Annotated in this window: 13 protein-coding genes; 11 read left to right on the top strand and 2 right to left on the bottom strand. The window is 71.1% G+C overall.

The window, feature by feature from the left end; genetic code table 11:
• Window positions 1-9 precede the first annotated feature (9 nt).
• Window positions 10-3,918: a hypothetical protein gene (locus ISG29_RS06100; RefSeq protein WP_194502499.1), complete on the bottom strand. Its 3,909-nt coding sequence runs from the start codon at window positions 3,916-3,918 to the stop codon at window positions 10-12.
• A gap of 222 nt (window positions 3,919-4,140) precedes the next feature.
• Between ISG29_RS06100 and ISG29_RS06105 the strand changes: the two genes are divergently transcribed.
• From ISG29_RS06105 to ISG29_RS06135, 7 genes are all read left to right on the top strand, one after another.
• The gene (locus ISG29_RS06105; RefSeq protein ID WP_194502500.1) at window positions 4,141-6,003 is read left to right on the top strand and encodes an acyl-CoA dehydrogenase; all 1,863 of its coding nucleotides are present in this window, start codon (window positions 4,141-4,143) and stop codon (window positions 6,001-6,003) included.
• Between the two features lie 130 nt (window positions 6,004-6,133).
• A complete protein-coding gene (locus tag ISG29_RS06110) occupies window positions 6,134-6,739 on the top strand; it encodes a LysE/ArgO family amino acid transporter (RefSeq protein ID WP_194502501.1) in 606 nt (201 codons plus the stop codon).
• 71 nt (window positions 6,740-6,810) lie between these two features.
• Window positions 6,811-7,917 (top strand): sterol desaturase family protein, encoded by a 1,107-nt coding sequence (locus tag ISG29_RS06115; RefSeq protein WP_194502502.1) that lies wholly within the window; start codon window positions 6,811-6,813, stop codon window positions 7,915-7,917.
• Window positions 7,918-8,014: 97 nt separating this feature from the next.
• A complete protein-coding gene (locus tag ISG29_RS06120; protein WP_194502503.1) occupies window positions 8,015-8,458 on the top strand; it encodes a YtxH domain-containing protein in 444 nt (147 codons plus the stop codon).
• The gene (locus tag ISG29_RS06125; protein ID WP_194502504.1) at window positions 8,455-9,279 is read left to right on the top strand and encodes a hypothetical protein; all 825 of its coding nucleotides are present in this window, start codon (window positions 8,455-8,457) and stop codon (window positions 9,277-9,279) included. The genes ISG29_RS06120 and ISG29_RS06125 overlap by 4 nt, the downstream gene beginning before the upstream one ends.
• A complete protein-coding gene (locus ISG29_RS06130) occupies window positions 9,276-10,661 on the top strand; it encodes a lipase family protein (RefSeq protein WP_194502505.1) in 1,386 nt (461 codons plus the stop codon). The genes ISG29_RS06125 and ISG29_RS06130 overlap by 4 nt, the downstream gene beginning before the upstream one ends.
• Window positions 10,658-11,107: a hypothetical protein gene (locus ISG29_RS06135; RefSeq protein ID WP_194502506.1), complete on the top strand. Its 450-nt coding sequence runs from the start codon at window positions 10,658-10,660 to the stop codon at window positions 11,105-11,107. The genes ISG29_RS06130 and ISG29_RS06135 overlap by 4 nt, the downstream gene beginning before the upstream one ends.
• 7 nt (window positions 11,108-11,114) lie before the next feature.
• Here the strand turns inward: ISG29_RS06135 and ISG29_RS06140 are convergent, their stop codons facing one another.
• Window positions 11,115-12,872 (bottom strand): thioredoxin-like domain-containing protein, encoded by a 1,758-nt coding sequence (locus ISG29_RS06140; RefSeq protein ID WP_194502507.1) that lies wholly within the window; start codon window positions 12,870-12,872, stop codon window positions 11,115-11,117.
• An 81-nt stretch (window positions 12,873-12,953) separates the two neighbouring features.
• On the opposite strand from ISG29_RS06140, the gene ISG29_RS06145 reads away from it, so the two are divergent.
• The 4 genes from ISG29_RS06145 to ISG29_RS06160 are packed head-to-tail and all read left to right on the top strand — an operon-like array spanning window position 12,954 to window position 17,113.
• Entirely contained in the window at window positions 12,954-14,699 is a 1,746-nt protein-coding gene (locus ISG29_RS06145; protein WP_194502508.1) for a SpoIIE family protein phosphatase, read from the top strand.
• Window positions 14,696-15,343, top strand: a complete 648-nt coding sequence (locus tag ISG29_RS06150; RefSeq protein WP_194502509.1) for a hypothetical protein — start codon at window positions 14,696-14,698, stop codon at window positions 15,341-15,343. Before ISG29_RS06145 ends, ISG29_RS06150 begins: the two co-directional genes overlap by 4 nt.
• Complete coding sequence (locus ISG29_RS06155; protein ID WP_194502510.1) at window positions 15,336-16,163, top strand: maleylpyruvate isomerase family mycothiol-dependent enzyme; 828 nt, start codon at window positions 15,336-15,338, stop codon at window positions 16,161-16,163. The genes ISG29_RS06150 and ISG29_RS06155 overlap by 8 nt, the downstream gene beginning before the upstream one ends.
• 17 nt (window positions 16,164-16,180) lie before the next feature.
• Window positions 16,181-17,113, top strand: coding sequence for an SDR family NAD(P)-dependent oxidoreductase (locus ISG29_RS06160; RefSeq protein WP_235958602.1), 933 nt, complete (start codon window positions 16,181-16,183; stop codon window positions 17,111-17,113).
• Window positions 17,114-17,162 lie beyond the last annotated feature (49 nt).

Consider the following 17,162-nt stretch of genomic DNA (forward strand, 5'->3'; position numbering starts at 1 on the left):
CGAGGTGGGTCAGAGGGTGGTGCCAAGGGAGAGGAAGCCGCCGTTCCAGACGAGTTGGTAGTCGAGTTTGTCGATGAAGGTCGAGATGGGGTTGAAGGTCACGGCTCGGGCGATCTTGTCGGGGCCGAACTGGGCGACGGTGCCGCCGCGGACGAACTCGTTGACCTTGGTCTCGAAGTTGAAGAGTCCTTCGAGGATCCAGGTCGCCGTCTCCGGGTGGAGCAGTCCGACCGGTGACTTCGCCAAGGCCTTGTAGATCTCGACGCGGGCGAGGTCGCTGAGGGGGGATCCGTCGGCTTTGGTGATGGCCAAGAAGTCGACGTCGCCGGTGATGGAGCGCCACTTGCCCTTGACCTTGAACTCGGGCACGAGGTTGCCGTGCTTGTCGGCGTTCATCCGGAACTCGTACTTGTGGGCCTTCTCGGTGGCGTACTTGGGGTCGACCGCGTTGTCCTTGAAGTTCCAGTGCATCTCGATGTAGCCGTCCTTGTCGGCCTTCTTGAGCTGCTTGTAGTAGCCGGCCTTGGTCTTGGTCAGCTCCTCGCGGCGTTGTTCCCACCGCTTCATGGTGGTGACCCACTCGCCGTCCCCGGGGCCGAGCCCGGCAGAGCGCAGCCGGCGTTCGAGGGCGTCTCGGACGGGCAGGTGCTTGCGGATCACGACCCGACCGACGTCGTCCTTGCGGAACCCGAGCCATCTGGCGTCGGTCTCGTTGACGGTCTTGATCTTGATCGATTCGGGCTTGAGGACAGCGCCGCGCTCCTCGAGCCACTTGACCGACTCCTTGGCGCGGGAGCGGATGGTGATGATGAGCTGGTTGTCCTTGGCGAACGTGCGCAGGAAGTTCGCCTCCTGGGCGGTGAGTCCGTAGAGGCGGCGCAGGTGCAGGTTGGTGAACTCGAACCCGGGGGTGACCTTCTTCAGCGCGATGATCGCGTCGGCGGCCTTGTACCCGGCCTCGCGGGTGGCGCTGAGGATCCGGGTGCCCTTCGCGATCGCCTTGGCCTGGGCGCCCTCGACCGCGGTGCGCACCAGCTTCGAGCGCGCCATCATGCCCGGGATCAGCGCGGTCGCGACGTCGACGGTGTGCTCGACGCCCTCGGCGGTCATGGCGCGCACGGCGCCGGGCCAGTCGCCGACGTACCAGGCGTCCCACATGGCCTTGTAGCGGGCCTGGACGCCGGCGACGAACGCCTCGTAGCTGGCCTCGGTCCGGTAGCCGGCGTCCTTCATCTTGGCCCAGAGCTGGGCCATGAACAGCTCCATGCGGTCGGGGTCGTGGCGTAGTGCGTCCCACATCTCGGCGGTGGCCTGCACGCAGGCCACCAGTCCCTTGGCCACGCGCACGCTGCCGCCGACGATGATCTCGGGCAGCTGGCCGGCGAGCTGGAACAGTCCGCTGACCATGCCGACGGTCAGGTTGTACAGCGCCTCGAACACTCCTCGGGTGATCGACCACGCGAACAGCGAGGTGCTCCACTCCGGCGGGTCGAGCAGGTCGCGCACGTCGACCCCGTGGCGGTAGTGGGTCTCGCCCAGCACCACGGAGTTCTCCGGGTCGAGCTCGCCCATCAGCTCGTCGTCGTCGCTGATCTCATAGACGTCGGGTTCACCCAGCTCGACCTCCGAGCGGGTGCCGCCACCGGTCGCTGTGGCGCCGGTGAGGACCGTGGCGGCGATGTTGGTGGTGTAGACGACCAGCTCCATCTCCAACGTGCCGCGGGGCTCGATGGTGACCGCTTGGGGGATCAACGGGGAATCGGTCGGGGGCGGGCCCAGCGCGAGACCGTCGTATTGCAGGCTGCACCCGCTGGCGTTGCCGATGCAGGTCACCTTCGCGGGCTCGACGTAGAGCCGCTTGTCGTAGCTGCGGTTCTCGTAGGTGACCTTGATGGTGTACGGCGTACCACCCTTCAACAACGAGGGCGCCGCACCCGAGGCCGTGGAACGACCCATCTCGTAACTGGTCACCAACTCCGGCGCGGCGACGTGGAGGATCTTCTCCTGGTGGCCCCGCACGGTGCCGAAGTCGTCCTCTCCGCGCGCCCAGCCGGTGACCTCGAAGGTGCCGTTGGCATGCGCCTCGAGCTCGTAGGGCACGACCACCTTCTTGCCGGGTGCCAGCTCCTCGATGGGACCGGTCACGGTCGTGGCCTTGCCCCGCAGCGGCAGTTCGGGGACGTCGGGGGTGAACCCCGGCGCCCAGCCCAGCCCCAGCTCGTCGGACCAGAACGCCCCCCGCACCGGCAACGTGCCGGTGTTCTTGATCGTCATGGTGGTGGCGACCTTCTGCGGGATGGTCTCGCCGGTCTCGGGATCGGTCTCGAGCTCGACCAGCTTGGGGTCGAAGGCGATCGTCGTCTCGAGCACGCCGCCGACCACGAGGGCGTCGACGATCGTCTGGTCGGCGTCGGTGACGATGACCTGCTGGCTGCTCACGCAGTCGCTGTCGATCGCGGTGACGCAGACGCCCGCCGGGAAGCTCACGGTGTAGGTCCCCGGCTGGAGGGTCAAGGACCAGCCGCCGTCGTCGTCGGTGCTCGTCTCACGCACCACGTCATCGCCCTTGGTCGTGACGCCCTCGGCCTGGACTCCGATGCCGGCGACCGGGCTGGCCGGGTCGGCGGCGACGCCGGGTGCCGTGCCGCGCACGACCAGGCCGGCCACACCGATGGCGTCGGTGTCGACGAAGCCCTTGACGGGCGCGTGCTCGGCGAATCGCACGTCGTAGGCCGAGGTGAAGCCGCGTCCCAGCTCGCCGTCTCGGTTCTTGCCCCAGCACGAGATGCCGCCGCTGAGCCGCCGTACACACCAGGTCTCGCCCGATACGTCGACCTCGGCGGCGTCGTCGATGCCCGGCACGATCCCGGGCCGCGCGATGCCGGAGCCCAGGCACACCAACGACCCGGATTTCAAGACGGCGCAGGCCGCCGACCGGTTGACCGCCACGTCGGTGGCGTTCTTGAAGGCCGGCACGACTCGTGCCCCCGGGCCGCCGTCGCCGAAGGCACCGCCCCCGAGGGAGGACCAGCACCAGGCGGTGCCATCGGCTCGGGTGGCGCAACTGTCGTGCAGCGCGACGGCTCCGGTGAGGCCGGGCACCGGTATCGGTGTCCCGGAGAGCGCGACGTCGTCGCCGCGGCCCAGCCCGTTGTTGTAGTTGCTACCCCAGCACAGCACCCGGCCGGACTCGCGCAGTGCGCACACGGCCCCGTAGGCGGAGAGGTCGACGGCGTCGCCGATGTCCACGACGTTCCTGGCGGAGGTCGCCATGAGGGACGCCGGCACCGGGTAGGCGTAGTCGGTGCCCGGCCAGCCTCCGCTGCCGACGCCGAGTTCGCCGAAGATGTCGTTGCCGTAGCACTGCACACCACCGGAGCGCAGCAGGGCGCATCGTCCCTCGGTCTTGACGGCCGTGCCGAAGCCGCGGCTCTGCGGCGTCGTGCTGCCCCAGGGGGGATCCGACCAGAGCGACGCGTCGCCGTCCTCGATGATCTCGGCGCCGCCCCAGCACTGCACCGCGCCTGCGCCGCTCACGGCGCACGCGCCGCTGGTGGTCTGGCCGACCGCCTGGGACTGGATCGGAACGGTGCGCGCCTGGGCGTCGTAGTAGGCCACGTGCCCGGTGCCGTCGCCGAGGGCCCCGCCGATGTTGCTGCCCCAGCACCAGACGCGGTTGTCCTCGGTGGTGGCGCAGAACCCGGCGCCGGTCGCACCCAGCGAGGTGGCGTGCTTGCCCGGAGTCGCCCGGCGCCGAGGTGCGGCCGCCGACGAGTGCGCCACCGCGGGTTCGGCAGCGACCGGCGCGCTGGACCCGGTCGTGCCGGGACGTATCACCGTGCCGTGGGCCGGATTCGCCGAGAGCAGGGCCCCCAGCACGAGTGCGAGCACGCACACCACGAGTCGACGCCACACCATGACCGCTCCCCAGGGATCCCGGCGCGCGACTCGACCGCGCGCGCTGGCAGCGAATCAGCCTGGACCAACGGAACGGCAACGACGACGCGATCGGCACCGTGGCTTGCCCTCTAAGTTACTGCCCCGTATCATTAAGTTACTCGCGAGTACGCGCCCTCATGGTGGCGTCCCCGAGTCCCCCATCGAGTGCCCCCCGACTTCAGTGAAGGTGGATCGAAAGCCATGAGCCACTACAAGAGCAATCTGCGAGACATCGAGTTCAACCTCTTCGAGGTGCTGAACCGCGACGAGGTGCTGGGCACCGGGCCCTTCGCAGAGGTCGACGGCGAGACCGCGCGCGAGGTGCTCGCCGAGGTCGACCGTCTCGCCCGCGAGGACATGGCCGCTTCCTTCGTCGACGCCGACCGCAACCCGCCGGTCTTCGACCCCCAGACCAACACCGCCCCGCTGCCGCAGTCGTTCAAGGACAGCTACGAGGCGTGGATGGACTCCGAGTTCTGGCGCCTCCAGACCATGGCCGAGCTGGGCGGCACCCCCGCCCCCTCGACCATCTCCTGGGCCATCGGCGAGCTCGTGCTCGGCGCCAACCCGGCCATCTGGATGTACGGCGCCGGCCCGATGTTCGCGGGCGTGATGTTCAAGAACGGCACCGAGCGCGACCAGAAGATCGCCCAGCTGACCATCGACCAGGGGTGGGTCGCCACGATGGTGCTCACCGAGCCCGATGCCGGCTCGGACGTCGGTGCGGGCCGCACCAAGGCCACGCCGAACGACGACGGCACCTGGAACATCGAGGGCGTCAAGCGCTTCATCACCTCGGCCGAGTCCGACCTCTCCGACAACATCATCCACCTCGTGCTCGCGCGCCCGGTGGGTGTCGAGGGTGTCGGCGGGCCCGGCACCAAGGGACTCTCGCTCTTCGTCGTGCCGAAGTTCCACTTCGACCTCGAGACCGGAGAGCTCGGCGAGCGCAACGGCGTCTACGTCACCAACGTCGAGCACAAGATGGGTCTGAAGATCTCCAACACCTGCGAGCTCACCTTCGGTGACTCCTCCGTGGGTGGCGGCGAGCCCGCCGTCGGCTACCTCCTGGGTGAGGTGCACGACGGCATCGCCCAGATGTTCCAGGTCATCGAGAACGCCCGCATGATGGTCGGCACCAAGGCCATCGCGACGCTCTCGACCGGCTACCTCAACGCGCTCGAGTACGCCAAGGAGCGCCAGCAGGGCGCCGACCTGACCCAGTCGGGCGACAAGACCGCCCCGCGCGTCACGATCACGCACCACCCCGACGTCCGCCGCTCGCTGATGACGCAGAAGTCCTACGTCGAGGCCATGCGCGCGCTCGTGCTCTACACCGCCTCGTGGCAGGACCGTGTCGCGATGGCCGCGCACAACGGTGAGGAGGACAAGCTCGCCGAGGCCGTCAACGACCTGCTGCTCCCGATCGTGAAGGGCTACGGCTCCGAGCGTTCGTGGACCCTGCTCGGCACGGAGTCGCTGCAGACCTTCGGTGGCTCCGGCTTCTTGCAGGAGTACCCGATCGAGCAGTACGTGCGCGACGCCAAGATCGACACCCTCTACGAGGGCACCACCGCGATCCAGGGCCAGGACTTCTTCTTCCGCAAGATCGTCAAGGACCAGGGCAAGGCGCTGGGTCATGTCGCCGAGCAGATCCAGGCGTTCATCGACTCCGAGGCCGGCAACGGCCGCCTCAAGAACGAGCGCGCCCTGCTGGCCGCCGGTCTCGACGACGCCCAGGCGATGGTCGGCCACCTCATCAACGACCTGATGAGCGCGCAGGAGGAGATCACCAACATCTACAAGGTGGGCCTCAACACCTCCCGTCTGCTGATGGCTCTGGGCGACGTCGTGTGCGCCTGGCTGCTGCTGCGCGGCGCCGAGGTCGCGCTCGAGAAGCTGGGCGGCCCCGACGGCGGCGGCAAGGACAAGGCCTTCTACGAGGGCAAGGTCGCCGCGGCCCAGTTCTTCGCGGCGAACGTGCTGCCGAAGCTGGCCGCCGAGCGCGTCATCGCCGAGGCGACCGACCTCTCGATCATGGAGATCGACGAGGCGTCCTTCTGACCAGGTCGGACGCTCGGTGGGCGAGTTCACCGGACGTCCGGTGAACTCGCCCCTGGGACGGTGATATTTCACCGTCCCAGGGGCTGTTTCGTCGTCCGACCCTCGCGGTCAGGGGCGGTACCGTGCGGCTGTGCTCGCCCTCGCCGCGACCGGCTTCGCCGCCGGACTGGCGCTGATCGTGGCGATCGGCAGCCAGAACGCCTTCGTGCTCCGGCAGGGCCTGCTGCGTCGGCACGTGGTGCCCGTCGTGGTGCTCTGCACCCTCTCGGACGTCGCCCTCATCGCGGCGGGTGTGCTCGGCGTCGGCACCCTGGTGTCGCAGGCGCCGGCCGTGCTCACGGCGCTGCGCTGGGCCGGCGTGGCCTTCCTGCTCGGCTACGCGGTGCTGGCCGGGCGCCGCGCCTGGCGAGGCGGTGAGTCGCTGCGCGTCGAGCGAGGCACCGGCCGCGACTTCGCCGGCGTCCTGCTCACCGCCGGGGCGCTCACGTGGCTCAACCCGCACGTGTACCTCGACACCGTGCTGCTGCTCGGCACGCTGGCCAACCAGCACGGCGCCGGTGGCCGGTGGGTGTTCGCGGCGGGCGCCGCGCTGGGGTCAGCGGTGTGGTTCGCCGGGCTCGGCCTCGGCGCACGGGGCGCGGCACCGCTCTTCGCCCGACCCAGCTCGTGGCGGGTGCTCGACGCGCTCGTCGCGGCGGTCATGGTGCTCGTCGCCGTGCGACTGGCCACGACCTGAGTAATCACTGCCCCGCTCTTTGAGTACTCGTACTCGCGCGGGCACACCGCGCTGGCCGCGAGCCTGGAGACATGAACCAGCGCCTCCGCTCCCTGCTCCCGGCCTCGTCCTGCCTGTTCGGCCTCTTGAGCCTCCTCGGCGTCATGTGCTTCCACTTCCCGCGGGAGTTGACCAGTGCGGAGTTCCGCTCCGCCTACTCGGTCGACTTCGCCCGCGACCTGCTGCTCTTCGGCCTGGTCGCCTCCTTCGTGCTCGGCACCCTCGCGGTGCTGCTCGATCGCGGACGCCGCGCCGCGCTCGTCGGCGTGGGCGCCGCGAGTGTCGCCGTCTTGCTGGGTGGTTCCGACGTGGCGGTGGAGCCCTTCGCGCCCACCCGGTACTCGCTGGGTGTGGACTGGTTCGTGCTGGCGCTCTTCTTCTCCGCAGTGGTGTTCATCCCGCTGGAGCGCCACCTCGGCGTCCGGCAGATCGACGTCGCCCGCACCGGGTGGCGCACCGACCTCACGTACTTCTTCGTCAGCCACGTGTTGGTGCAGTTCATCCTCATCGCGGTGACGGTGCTGACCGCGCCCGTGGCGCGGGCGGTGAGCCTCCCCGGCGTTCAGGCCTTCGTGGCGGGGCTGCCGTTCTGGGTGCAGTTCCTGGCCGCCGCGTTCGTCGCCGACCTCGCCCAGGCCGTGCTGCACCGCGCCTACCACCGGGTCTCGGCCCTGTGGAGGTTCCACGCCGTGCACCACTCCAGCCGCGACATGGACTGGCTGGCCGGCTCGCGCGTGCACCTCGTCGAGACGGTGCTGACCCGCAGCATCGTGCTGCTGCCCCTGCTGGTGCTCGGCTTCTCCGTGCCGGCGGTCAACGCCTACGTGATCCTCGTCGGCCTCCAGGCGGTCGTGGCGCACGCCAACCTCGGCATCCGGTTCGGCTGGCTGGAGTACCTGGTCGTGCTGCCGCGCTACCACCACTGGCACCACGCCCGCCACATCGACTACTGGGACCGCAACTACGCCATCCACTTCCCCGTCGTCGACATGCTCATGGGCAGCTTCAAGCTCCCGCGCGACGGCAGCTGGCCCGAGGAGTACGGCGTGTTGAAGCTCGAGACGGTGCCGCAGGGCATCGTGGCGCAGACCCTCATGCCGTTCCGTGGCGACCGCGAGTACGTCGACCACGTGGCCTAGGGCCACACGCCACGGCGGACTGCCGGGGGCGGGCCCGATGTTTCTCGCGGCTCGACTCGGGGCACGGTGAGACCTCCACCGAGGAAAGGAATCGGGCATGGGGCTGGCTGATCCCGACGAGCTGGAAGCCCTGGCGCGACGCCTCGACGGCAAGGCGGCCGACGTCCGGCGTGAGATCTTCGAGTTCCGCCTGAGCGTGAACCAGGTGACATGGCAATCGCACGGGGCGCAGAAGTACCGCGACCAGTGCGCCGACATCGCCGCCGATCTGAACGACGACGCCGACGACATCGCCGCCGCTGCCGACCTGCTGCGCGCCCACGCCCAGAACGTGCGCGACAAGATCGCGTGGATGCACTCGATGGTCGACCTGATCCGCGGCAAGGCCGAGGATCTGTGGGACGACGCCGAGCGCGGTTTCGAGTGGACCCAGGACAAGGCCGACGAGGCGTTCGACTACGTCTCCGACACGGTCAGCGACGGGGTCGACAACGTCAAGGACGTCGTATCCGGCGCCGTGCACAAGGTGCCGTTCCTGTGAGCCCGGTCGTCTTCCTCGGCGAGCGCAGCCCGATCGCCGAGCCGCGCCGCCTCGAGATCGGTCTCCCCGGACTGCTCGCGCTGGCCCACCGCACCGACGACGCACTGCCGGCCGAGCTGCGGCCCACGTCGTGGAACGAGGCCGAGAGCGGGGCGGGCATCGCCGGCCGCGACCTCGCCGACCTCCTGGCCGAAGGCGAGGAGGCGCTGCGTTCGCGCGGTGCCCTCGACGCCGACGGCGCGGTGGTGCCGTCCATCGCCGCCGATCTCGTCGAGCTCGCCGGCAACCCGCGGCGGGTGCGGCTCTCCCTGGCCGGTAGGGGCGAGGCGTTGCTCGCCTACCTGTGGGCGGGCGCCGACCTGGCCGGCTCGCTGGTGCGACACGGCTCGCGGTGCACGCTCTCGCTCCTCGACACCCGCGCGCTGGGTGACGAGGTCGCCACGTTGTTGCCCGACCCGGTGCCGGTGGCCGATCGGCAGCCGCTCGCGGTGCCGCTCGAGACGTTGTCGGTGGTGGCGGCCGACGGCGAGGCGGCGGTGCCGTTCGGTGAGGCGCGCGACCTCTCGTCGGAGGTGCTGCAGCGGCTGCGACGGTGGGACTCCTCGGTGCAGGCCGTGCTGCACGTCGCGATCTCCTCCGACGACGGGGTCGGTGTGCCCCGCGCCCTCGTCGCGTTCCTGGCTGCGGACGGATGGTGGGCCGCGACGCCGACGACCGCTCCCGCCGGTGCCGACGGCGAGCAGTGGGTGCGACTCCAGCCCACCGACCGCTCCGGGGTACTCGCGGACGTGGCGTCGCTGATGACGGAGGCGTGGACGTGAGTGGCGACAAGGGTGGGTCCGGTGACCTGCAGGTCGTCGGCGGCGCCTACGGCGTCGAGGCCGACGTGGATGACATGGACCGCACCGGCGAGGCCATCGCCGGGCGCAGCGACGACGTGGGCGACATCGCCCTCGACACCCACGCGTTCCTGGTGGATCCGAACTTCCTCAGCAGCGCCGTCCTCTCGCCGGGGTCGTTCGCGCAGGTCGAGCAGAAGCTGCTCTCGGCACTCGACGGGCCCGGTGGCCTGAGCGCGCATGCGGTGAGCATGGGGGTGGCCGGCACCTTCATGCGTGCCAAGGCCCATGCCTACTACCTCACCGACCAGTCGCTGGAGTACGGCGAGGACATCCGGCAGTTCCTTCAGGGGCAGGCGGCGCCCGTGAGTCTGGCGGGGCTGCTGATCGCCGCGCAGGTGACGAACCGCGGTGGGGCCGCAGAGGAGATCGCGAAGATCGCCGACGATCCGCAGCTGTGGCTGACCGAGCACCCCGATCTCGTCGAGGAGATCGTCGCCTCGGCACCGGGTGCCCTCGACGCGATCCTGCCCGGCCTCGGCTACCCCTTCGACACCGCGCAGGGAGCGGCGCTGCTCGCGCAGCTCTACCACCAGCAGGCGGGGGATCTCGAGCACGTCGGCACCAGCACCGACAACAAGGCCCCCGACGGGGCGCAGGATCTGCTCGAGCGGCTCTACGAGATCTATCACGACGACCACCGCAGCCTCGACGACCGATTGGCGGTCGAGACCGTGCCGGGCGACCCGCCCACCTACAACGTCTATCTGCCGGGCACGAAGGCGTTCGACGCGCCGTTCGGAGGCGAGTCCGACCTGATCCAGAACATGGGCACCAACCTGGCTGCCGTCGGGGGCTCCGACAACGCCTACGAGCAGTCGGTGCTGCAGGCGCTCGAGGACTCCGACCTGCCGCCCGACGCCACCGTCAACTTCGTGGGCCACTCCCAAGGCGGCATCGTCGCGGCCAGGCTGGCCCAGAAGCTCTCCGACCCGGACAGCGGCTACCCGCAGTACCACGTCGGCGCGGTGCTCACCGCCGGTTCGCCCGTCGACGCGATCGACGTGCCCGACTCGGTGCAGGTGCTCTCGCTGGTCAACGAGCACGACATCGTGCCGCGACTCGACGGCGAGAAGTACGAGGACTCCTCCAACCACACCACCGTGGTCGCCGACATGCAGCGCGGCAGCGTGGCAGCCAACCACGACATCCAGGACGTCTACGTGACCATCGCCGGACAGGTCGACTCCGCCGACGGAGACGACAGCGCGCTGGGTGATGCGCAGAGCGTGGTCGATGCCATGAGAGGTTCGGGTCAGCAGTCGACCATCAACACGTTCCACATGACCAGGAGGGACGGGTGACCATGCCGCACGCCACGACCCGGCCGACCGGGCGACGCGGCGTGATCGCCCCCCTGGTCGCCGTGCTGGTCGCAGGTCTGGCGATCTCGCTCGCGGGATGCGGAGCGGGCGCGAGTCCCGAGCAGGTGGCGGCGAACGACGACCTCGCCCGGCAGATCCAGAAGGATCTCAGTGCGGGCTCCGACTACCCCGGCGTCGAGGTCAGCTACGTGGCGAACCCGTCGGAGTCGGTCAAGGTCTTCGTGGAGTTCCGCTGCGACGGCTGCGCCTTCGAGCAGTTGGCCGACCGTGCCATCGAGGCCGTCTGGACCTCGGAGATCACGCCGCTCGACACCATCTACGTCGAGGCGAAGCCGGGCCAGCGGGAGACGAGTGTGTCGCTGTTCGCCGACGCCGATCGGCTCGAGCGCGAGTACGGTCCGCGGCCGGTCTCCGACGACTCCTGAGCGCCTCTCAGCTGCCGCCGAGGGGCAGGGTGAGCGTGGCGGGAGCCGCGGGGTCGATGCGCACGGGCACGCCCCAGTCCTGCTGGTGCATCCGGCAGGCAGCGCCCTCGCCGCCGTCCGCGTCACACGAGGCGGCGCGGGCGGCCACGTGCAGCACGCCCTCGCCGACGGCCGGGTCGAGCACGAGGTGTCGGGTGAGGTCTGTGTCGCGGCCGCCTCCGGAGCGGATCAGTGCGGGCGGAGTCGCCTCGACGATCAGCTGGGTGGCTGGTCCGAACCGTTCGTCGACCTTCTGGCCCGGAGGCGGGCTGAACGTCACCACCAGCTGGCAGGACGACGCCACGTCGGTCACGGGGCGTTGCGTCACCGCGGCGAAGCCGTCGACCGACCGCACGGCCCCGCCCAGCGCGATGCGCGTGAGCCGGTGGGCGGTCGACTCCACGACCACGAGCACGCCGGCGTCGTCCGGGTCGACGTACGCCGCCGACGGCTCGGCCAGACCGTCGGCGAGGGTGCCGACCACGCCGGTGGCGGGGTCGAAGCGCCGCACGGCGCCGTTGTAGGTGTCGCACACGGCCACGGAGTCGTCGGGCAGCACGCACACCCCCAGCGGGTGCTGGAGCAGTGCCTGGTCGGCGGCGCCGTCGCGGAACCCGAAGTCGAAGAGCCCGGTGCCGACGGCCGTGTGCACCTCGCCGTCGTGACCGACCCAGCGCAACGCCGAGGTCTCGGCGTCCGCGAGCCAGAGCCGCGAACCGTCGGCACTGACCGCGAGCCGGGAGGGCTGGGCGAACCAGGCCTCGCCGAGTGGGGCGTCGAGCAGGCCCTCGTTGGTGGTGCCGCCGATCGCCTCGACCAAGCCGGTGCGAGGGTCGAGGGTCCAGAGTTGGTGGATACCGGCCATCGCGACCCAGACCCGGCCGCGCCACCAGCACACGTGCCACGGCGAGGAGAGGCGGGTGACGCCGTCGCCGGGCCGCCACTGCTCGCCGTCGCCGGCCAGCGTCGTCACGGCGCCGGTGGCGAGCGAGAGGCCGGCCAGGCGGTGCCCGACGGTGTCGGCGACCACGGCGTCGTAGCCGACCTCGCCCGCGATCTCCGGAGGCAGGAGACACACGCCGTTGGGCTCGCGGAACCCGCCGAACCGGGCCACCACCTCGCCGTCCGGCCCGAGACGCACCACCTCGTCGTGCCCGGCGTCGGCGACCAGCACCCCGTCGCCGAGGGCGGCGGGCAGCGGCACGGCGTCGGCCGGGAAGCGCAGGTCGCCGCTCTCGACGTGCGGCGCCACGTACGGCGAGTCCCCCGGCTGCAACGTGCCGGCGGCGCGGTGCCGAGGCACCAGTTCGCGCAACGACGCCTCGATGGCGTGGGCGTGGCCCTCGCCCGCGTAGGTGGCCACGATGTAGCCCTCCGGGTCGACCAGCACCAGGGTCGGCCAGGCGCGCGCGGTGTAGGCCGACCACGTCGTGAGGTCGGGATCGTCGAGCACGGGGTGGTGCACGTCGTACCGTTCCACCGCGGCCGCCAGCGCGACGGGGTCACCCTCGTGGACGAACTTCGGCGAATGCACGCCGATCACGACCAGCTCGTCGGAGAATGTGGACTCGACCGGGCGCAGCTCGTCGAGCACGTGCAAGCAGTTCAGGCAGCAGAACGTCCAGAAGTCCAGCAGCACGAACCGCCCCCGCAGCCCTCGCATGGAGAGAGACGCGGACGTGTTCAACCACCCGCGACCGACCAGCTCGGGTGCTCGTACGCGCATGCGGGAGATTCTCGCCCGCGGTGTTCGGGACGAGGCAGACGGGGTACCGGGGCCACAGCGTGAGCGAAGGGAGACGCGGCGATGCTCGAGGCGCTGCCGATCGACCCTCCCGAGCCACCGGTGCCGTCGGGTCCAGACGACGCGCTGGACCGCTACGCGCGCCTGGCACGACAGATCTCCGGGGCGCCGACGGCACTGATCAGCCTGCCCGACGACGTCCGCCAGCTCTTCGTGGGCGCGGCCGGCCTCGATGGCGCGCTCGCGCAGGCGCGGGAGACCCCCATCACGCATTCCTACTGCCGCTTCGTGGTCGAGCACGAGACTGCGCTGGTGGTGGTCGACGCGCGCCAGCACCACCTGTTGCGAGACAACCCCGCGATCGCCGACTACGAGGCGATCGCCTACGCCGGGTTCCCCGTGCGCGACGTCGACGAGCGGGTCGTCGGCTCGCTGTGTGTGATCGACACCGAGCCCCACGCGTGGCCGCCCGGCGTGCTGGCCGCCCTCGCGGACCTGGCCGACGCCTGCACCTCGGAGCTCCGGCAACGGGGGCTCTCGGTGCGTGCCCGCGCGGCGGCGGAGCGCGAGCGCAGGCTCCAGCAGCGCAACGAGCTCCTGCTGCGCCTGGCCATCGAGATCGACGGCATCGGGTGCCTGCACCAACTGGCGCAGGCCGTGGAGCGGGTGGTCACCGCGGAGCTGGACTGCGAGCGCGTGGGCCTCTGGCTGGTCGAGCGACCCCGTCCCGGCAGCGCGCCGACCGGGCTGCGATTCGTGACCGAGAGCCCCGACGCCCCCACGGGGCCGACCGACCACCTGCCCATCGACGCCTCCAACCCGCCCGGCCTCGCGCTGCTGGAGAACCGACTGGTGGCCCTCCCGGGCCGCGCCGAACTGGAGGCGCAGTTCCCGGGACTGCGGCCTCAGCGGCTCCCGGGTGAGGCGTGGACGTGCCTGCCGATGCGACATCGCGACGGCCACGAGGGGGTGCTGGCGCTCTCATGGAGCCGGCCCCGGGCGCCGGGCCGCGAGGATCAGCGCACTCTCAAGGCGCTCGCCAGCTTCTGCAGCCAGGCGGTGAGCCGTTCACTGCTGCTGGCCGACCAGCAGACCTCGCTGGAGAGCCTGCTCGATGTCATCCGCCCCCAGTTGCCTCGGGTGGAGCGTCTCGAGACGGGTGCCGCCTACCGTTCCGCGGGTCGGTTCGAGCACATCGGCGGGGACTGGTACGACCTGTTCGAGGTGCCAGGGGGGCGGGCGGGGATCGTCGTCGGTGACGTGGCCGGTCACGACGTGGGGGCGGCGGCCCTCATGGGTCGCCTGAGCACCGCGGTGCGGACCCTCGCCAGCACCAGCGACCTGGCGCCGTCCGTCGTCCTGAGCGCTCTGGATCGCACGATGGCCGAGCAACGCCGCGAGACCCTCGCAACCCTGGTGTACGGCTACCTCGGCACCCCTGCGCCCGACGGCAGCCGTCGGTGGACGTGGTCGAACGCCGGCCACCCCTCGCCGCTGGTGCTCGAGCCCGGCCACCCCGCTCGCTGGCTCGAGGGGCCGCTGGGCGACCTGATGGTGGGGGTGGACCCCGACGTCGCCCGCCACGACTCGATCGAGGAGCTGGCCGCCGGCACCACCCTGGTGTTGATGACCGATGGGGCTCTCGAGCGCCGTGACGAGAGCTTCGGTGTGGGAGCCTCGCGCCTACGGCGGTTGGCCGAGTCACTGCGCGACGAACCGGTGCAGACGATCGCCGACACCCTCGTCGAGGCCACCAGGGGTCACACCGGCGACGACGTGTCGGTCTTCGTCGTCCGGCTCGTGTCGTGAGGCTGGCGCTGCTGCCGAGTCCACTCACGACGTCCGCCGTGGCGGAGCCGCTCGCCGAGGCACTCCGGGCCAGAGGCCACGAGGCGGTGGTCGCGTGCTCGAGGGCGGACGACGTGGACGCGCTGCTCGATGCCTTCGTGGCGGCCGCCGCCGGCGCCGATATCGTGGTCCCCCACTCCAACGCGGGGCGGTTCGGGCCATCCGTCGCCGCCGCGGTGGGGGCGCGGCTGGTGTGCCTGGACTCCCTGCTGCCCGGTGAAGAGGACGACGCGTCGTGGACGACGTTCCTGCGGGAGCAAGAGCGCTCCGACGGGCTGCTCGCGCCGTGGTCGCGGTGGTGGCCGAGGGCCGACGTCGAGGCGGTGGTGGGTCCGCACTGGGAACTGCTCACCAGCGACGAGCCCCGGGTGCCCCTGCGACTGTTGCTGGAGGAGCCCCCGGTCCCGGCGGGCTGGCTGCAGCTCGGCGGTGGGTACGTGTCCTTCGGCGACACCTACGCAGGCCAGGCGGCGCTCGTCGACCGCGCCGGTTGGGTGATCCGGCGGATTCCCGGCCAGCACCTGCACCTGCTCACTGCTCCCGACGAGGTGGCCGACGTGCTCCTCGACGCCGCCGTCGTCGTCCTAAGGTGGCCTCATGAGTGACGACGCTGGCCCGGACGCCGCGCGGTTACGCGGCTACATCGACGCCTGGTGGACGAGCGTGCAGGATCTCTGCGATCTGCTCGACACCCTCGACCCCGACGAGTGGTCGGCCCCCACCGACCTGCCGGGGTGGGACGTCAAGGCCGTCGCCTCGCACACCGCCCACCTGGAGGTCGTGCTCGCGACCGGCCAGGAGGAGCACGCCGAGGTGCCCGAGGCGCCGCACATCACGAGCCTGATGGGTACCTACACCGAGATCGGTGTCATCAACCGGCGTGACACCCCGACCTCCTCGATCGTGCAGCAGATCCGCGAGGCCACCGGGGTGCGGCGCGAGCAGTTGGCCGAGCTGGCGCCCTCCGATGCCGCCGGTACCCCCGACCGCACGCCCGGCGGCGTGCCGTGGAGCTGGGGCACGCTGCTGCGCAACCGCCCGCTCGACGTGTGGATGCACGAGCAGGACGTGCGCCGGGCCGTCGACCGCCCGGGCGGCCTGGACACCGCGGGAGCCCAGCACACCGCCGACTACCTGCGAGAGTCGATCGGCTTCGTGCTCGCCAAGAAGGCCGGTGCCCCGGCCGGGACCTCGATGGTGCTCGAGGTCGAGGGCAGTGAGCCGTGGTCGGTGCAGGTCGGTGACGACGGTAAGGCGCGACCCTGCGCGCGCCCGGCAGACCCCACCGTGGTGATGCGGGTCGACCGCGAGACGTTCATCCGACTCGCGGGCGGGCGCGGCGACGTCGACACCTCCGCGGTCGTGATCGAGGGCGACCCCGAGCTCGGTGCCCGGGTGCTCGACGCCCTGGCCACCACTCCGTAGCCGCGGCGATGGCTCGCATGGAGCAGCCGGTCGACGTCTGGCGCCTGGCCGACATCGGCGACCAGGCCGGACGCACCGTCGTCGTGACCGGCCCCAGCGTCGGTGGCATCGGCTACTTCACGGCGCTGGAATTGGCCCGTCGGGGTGCGCGCGTGGTGCTGGCCGGCCGCAGCCAGGCCAAGCTCGACGAGGCGGCCGGGGCCATCGCGGCCGAGGTGACGCAGGCGTCTCTCGAACTGCTGCGGGTCGACCTGGCCGATCTCGACTCGGTGCGGGCCGCGGGTGGCCGGGCGGGGTCGGTGGGGGCGATCGACCTCGTGGTCAACAACGCCGGGGTGATGGCACCGGCGACCGGTGGCGCCGCGGCGCAGTGGGCCACCAACCACTACGGACCCTTCCTGCTCACCGGCCTCCTGCTGCCGCAACTGATCGCCAGCGGCGCCGGACGGGTCGTGACGGTGTCGTCGTTGTTCCACCGGGTGCCGCGCTCGGCCCGCTTCGACGACCCGCGCTCACCGCACGGCCGGGGCCGCGAGAGCGCCTACGGCACCTACGGCCGCACCAAGCTGGCGAACCTGTTGTTCACCTACGGGCTCGACCGGCGCTGCCGTGAGGCGGAGATCCCGGTCAAGGCCCTGGCCGCGCACCCGGGTTTCGCCGGCACGCACCTCGCCCTCAACGGGCCGTTCGGCGGGCGCGCGCGTGGCGCGGGCGCCGTCCTCGACGCGGTGATCCGTGCGACCGGCCAGTCCCCGGCGGCAGGGGCGCAGCCCACCCTGATGGCCGCCACCGCCGACCTGCCCGGCACCACCTTCTGTGGTCCGAGCGGACCCGGTGAGTTCGCGGGCCACCCCCAGGTCGTGCGGGCCGCGAAGCTGGCCTACGACGAGTCGGCGCAAGACCACCTCTGGACCCTCTCCGAGCAGATCACCGGCCTCCACTACCCCTGACCGTCACCCGCGAGGGGTCGCACATCGTTGCTCGAGGGGTCGCACATCG

The organism is Nocardioides acrostichi (assembly GCF_015319165.1).
GTDB classification, from domain to species: Bacteria; Actinomycetota; Actinomycetes; order Propionibacteriales; family Nocardioidaceae; genus Nocardioides; species Nocardioides acrostichi.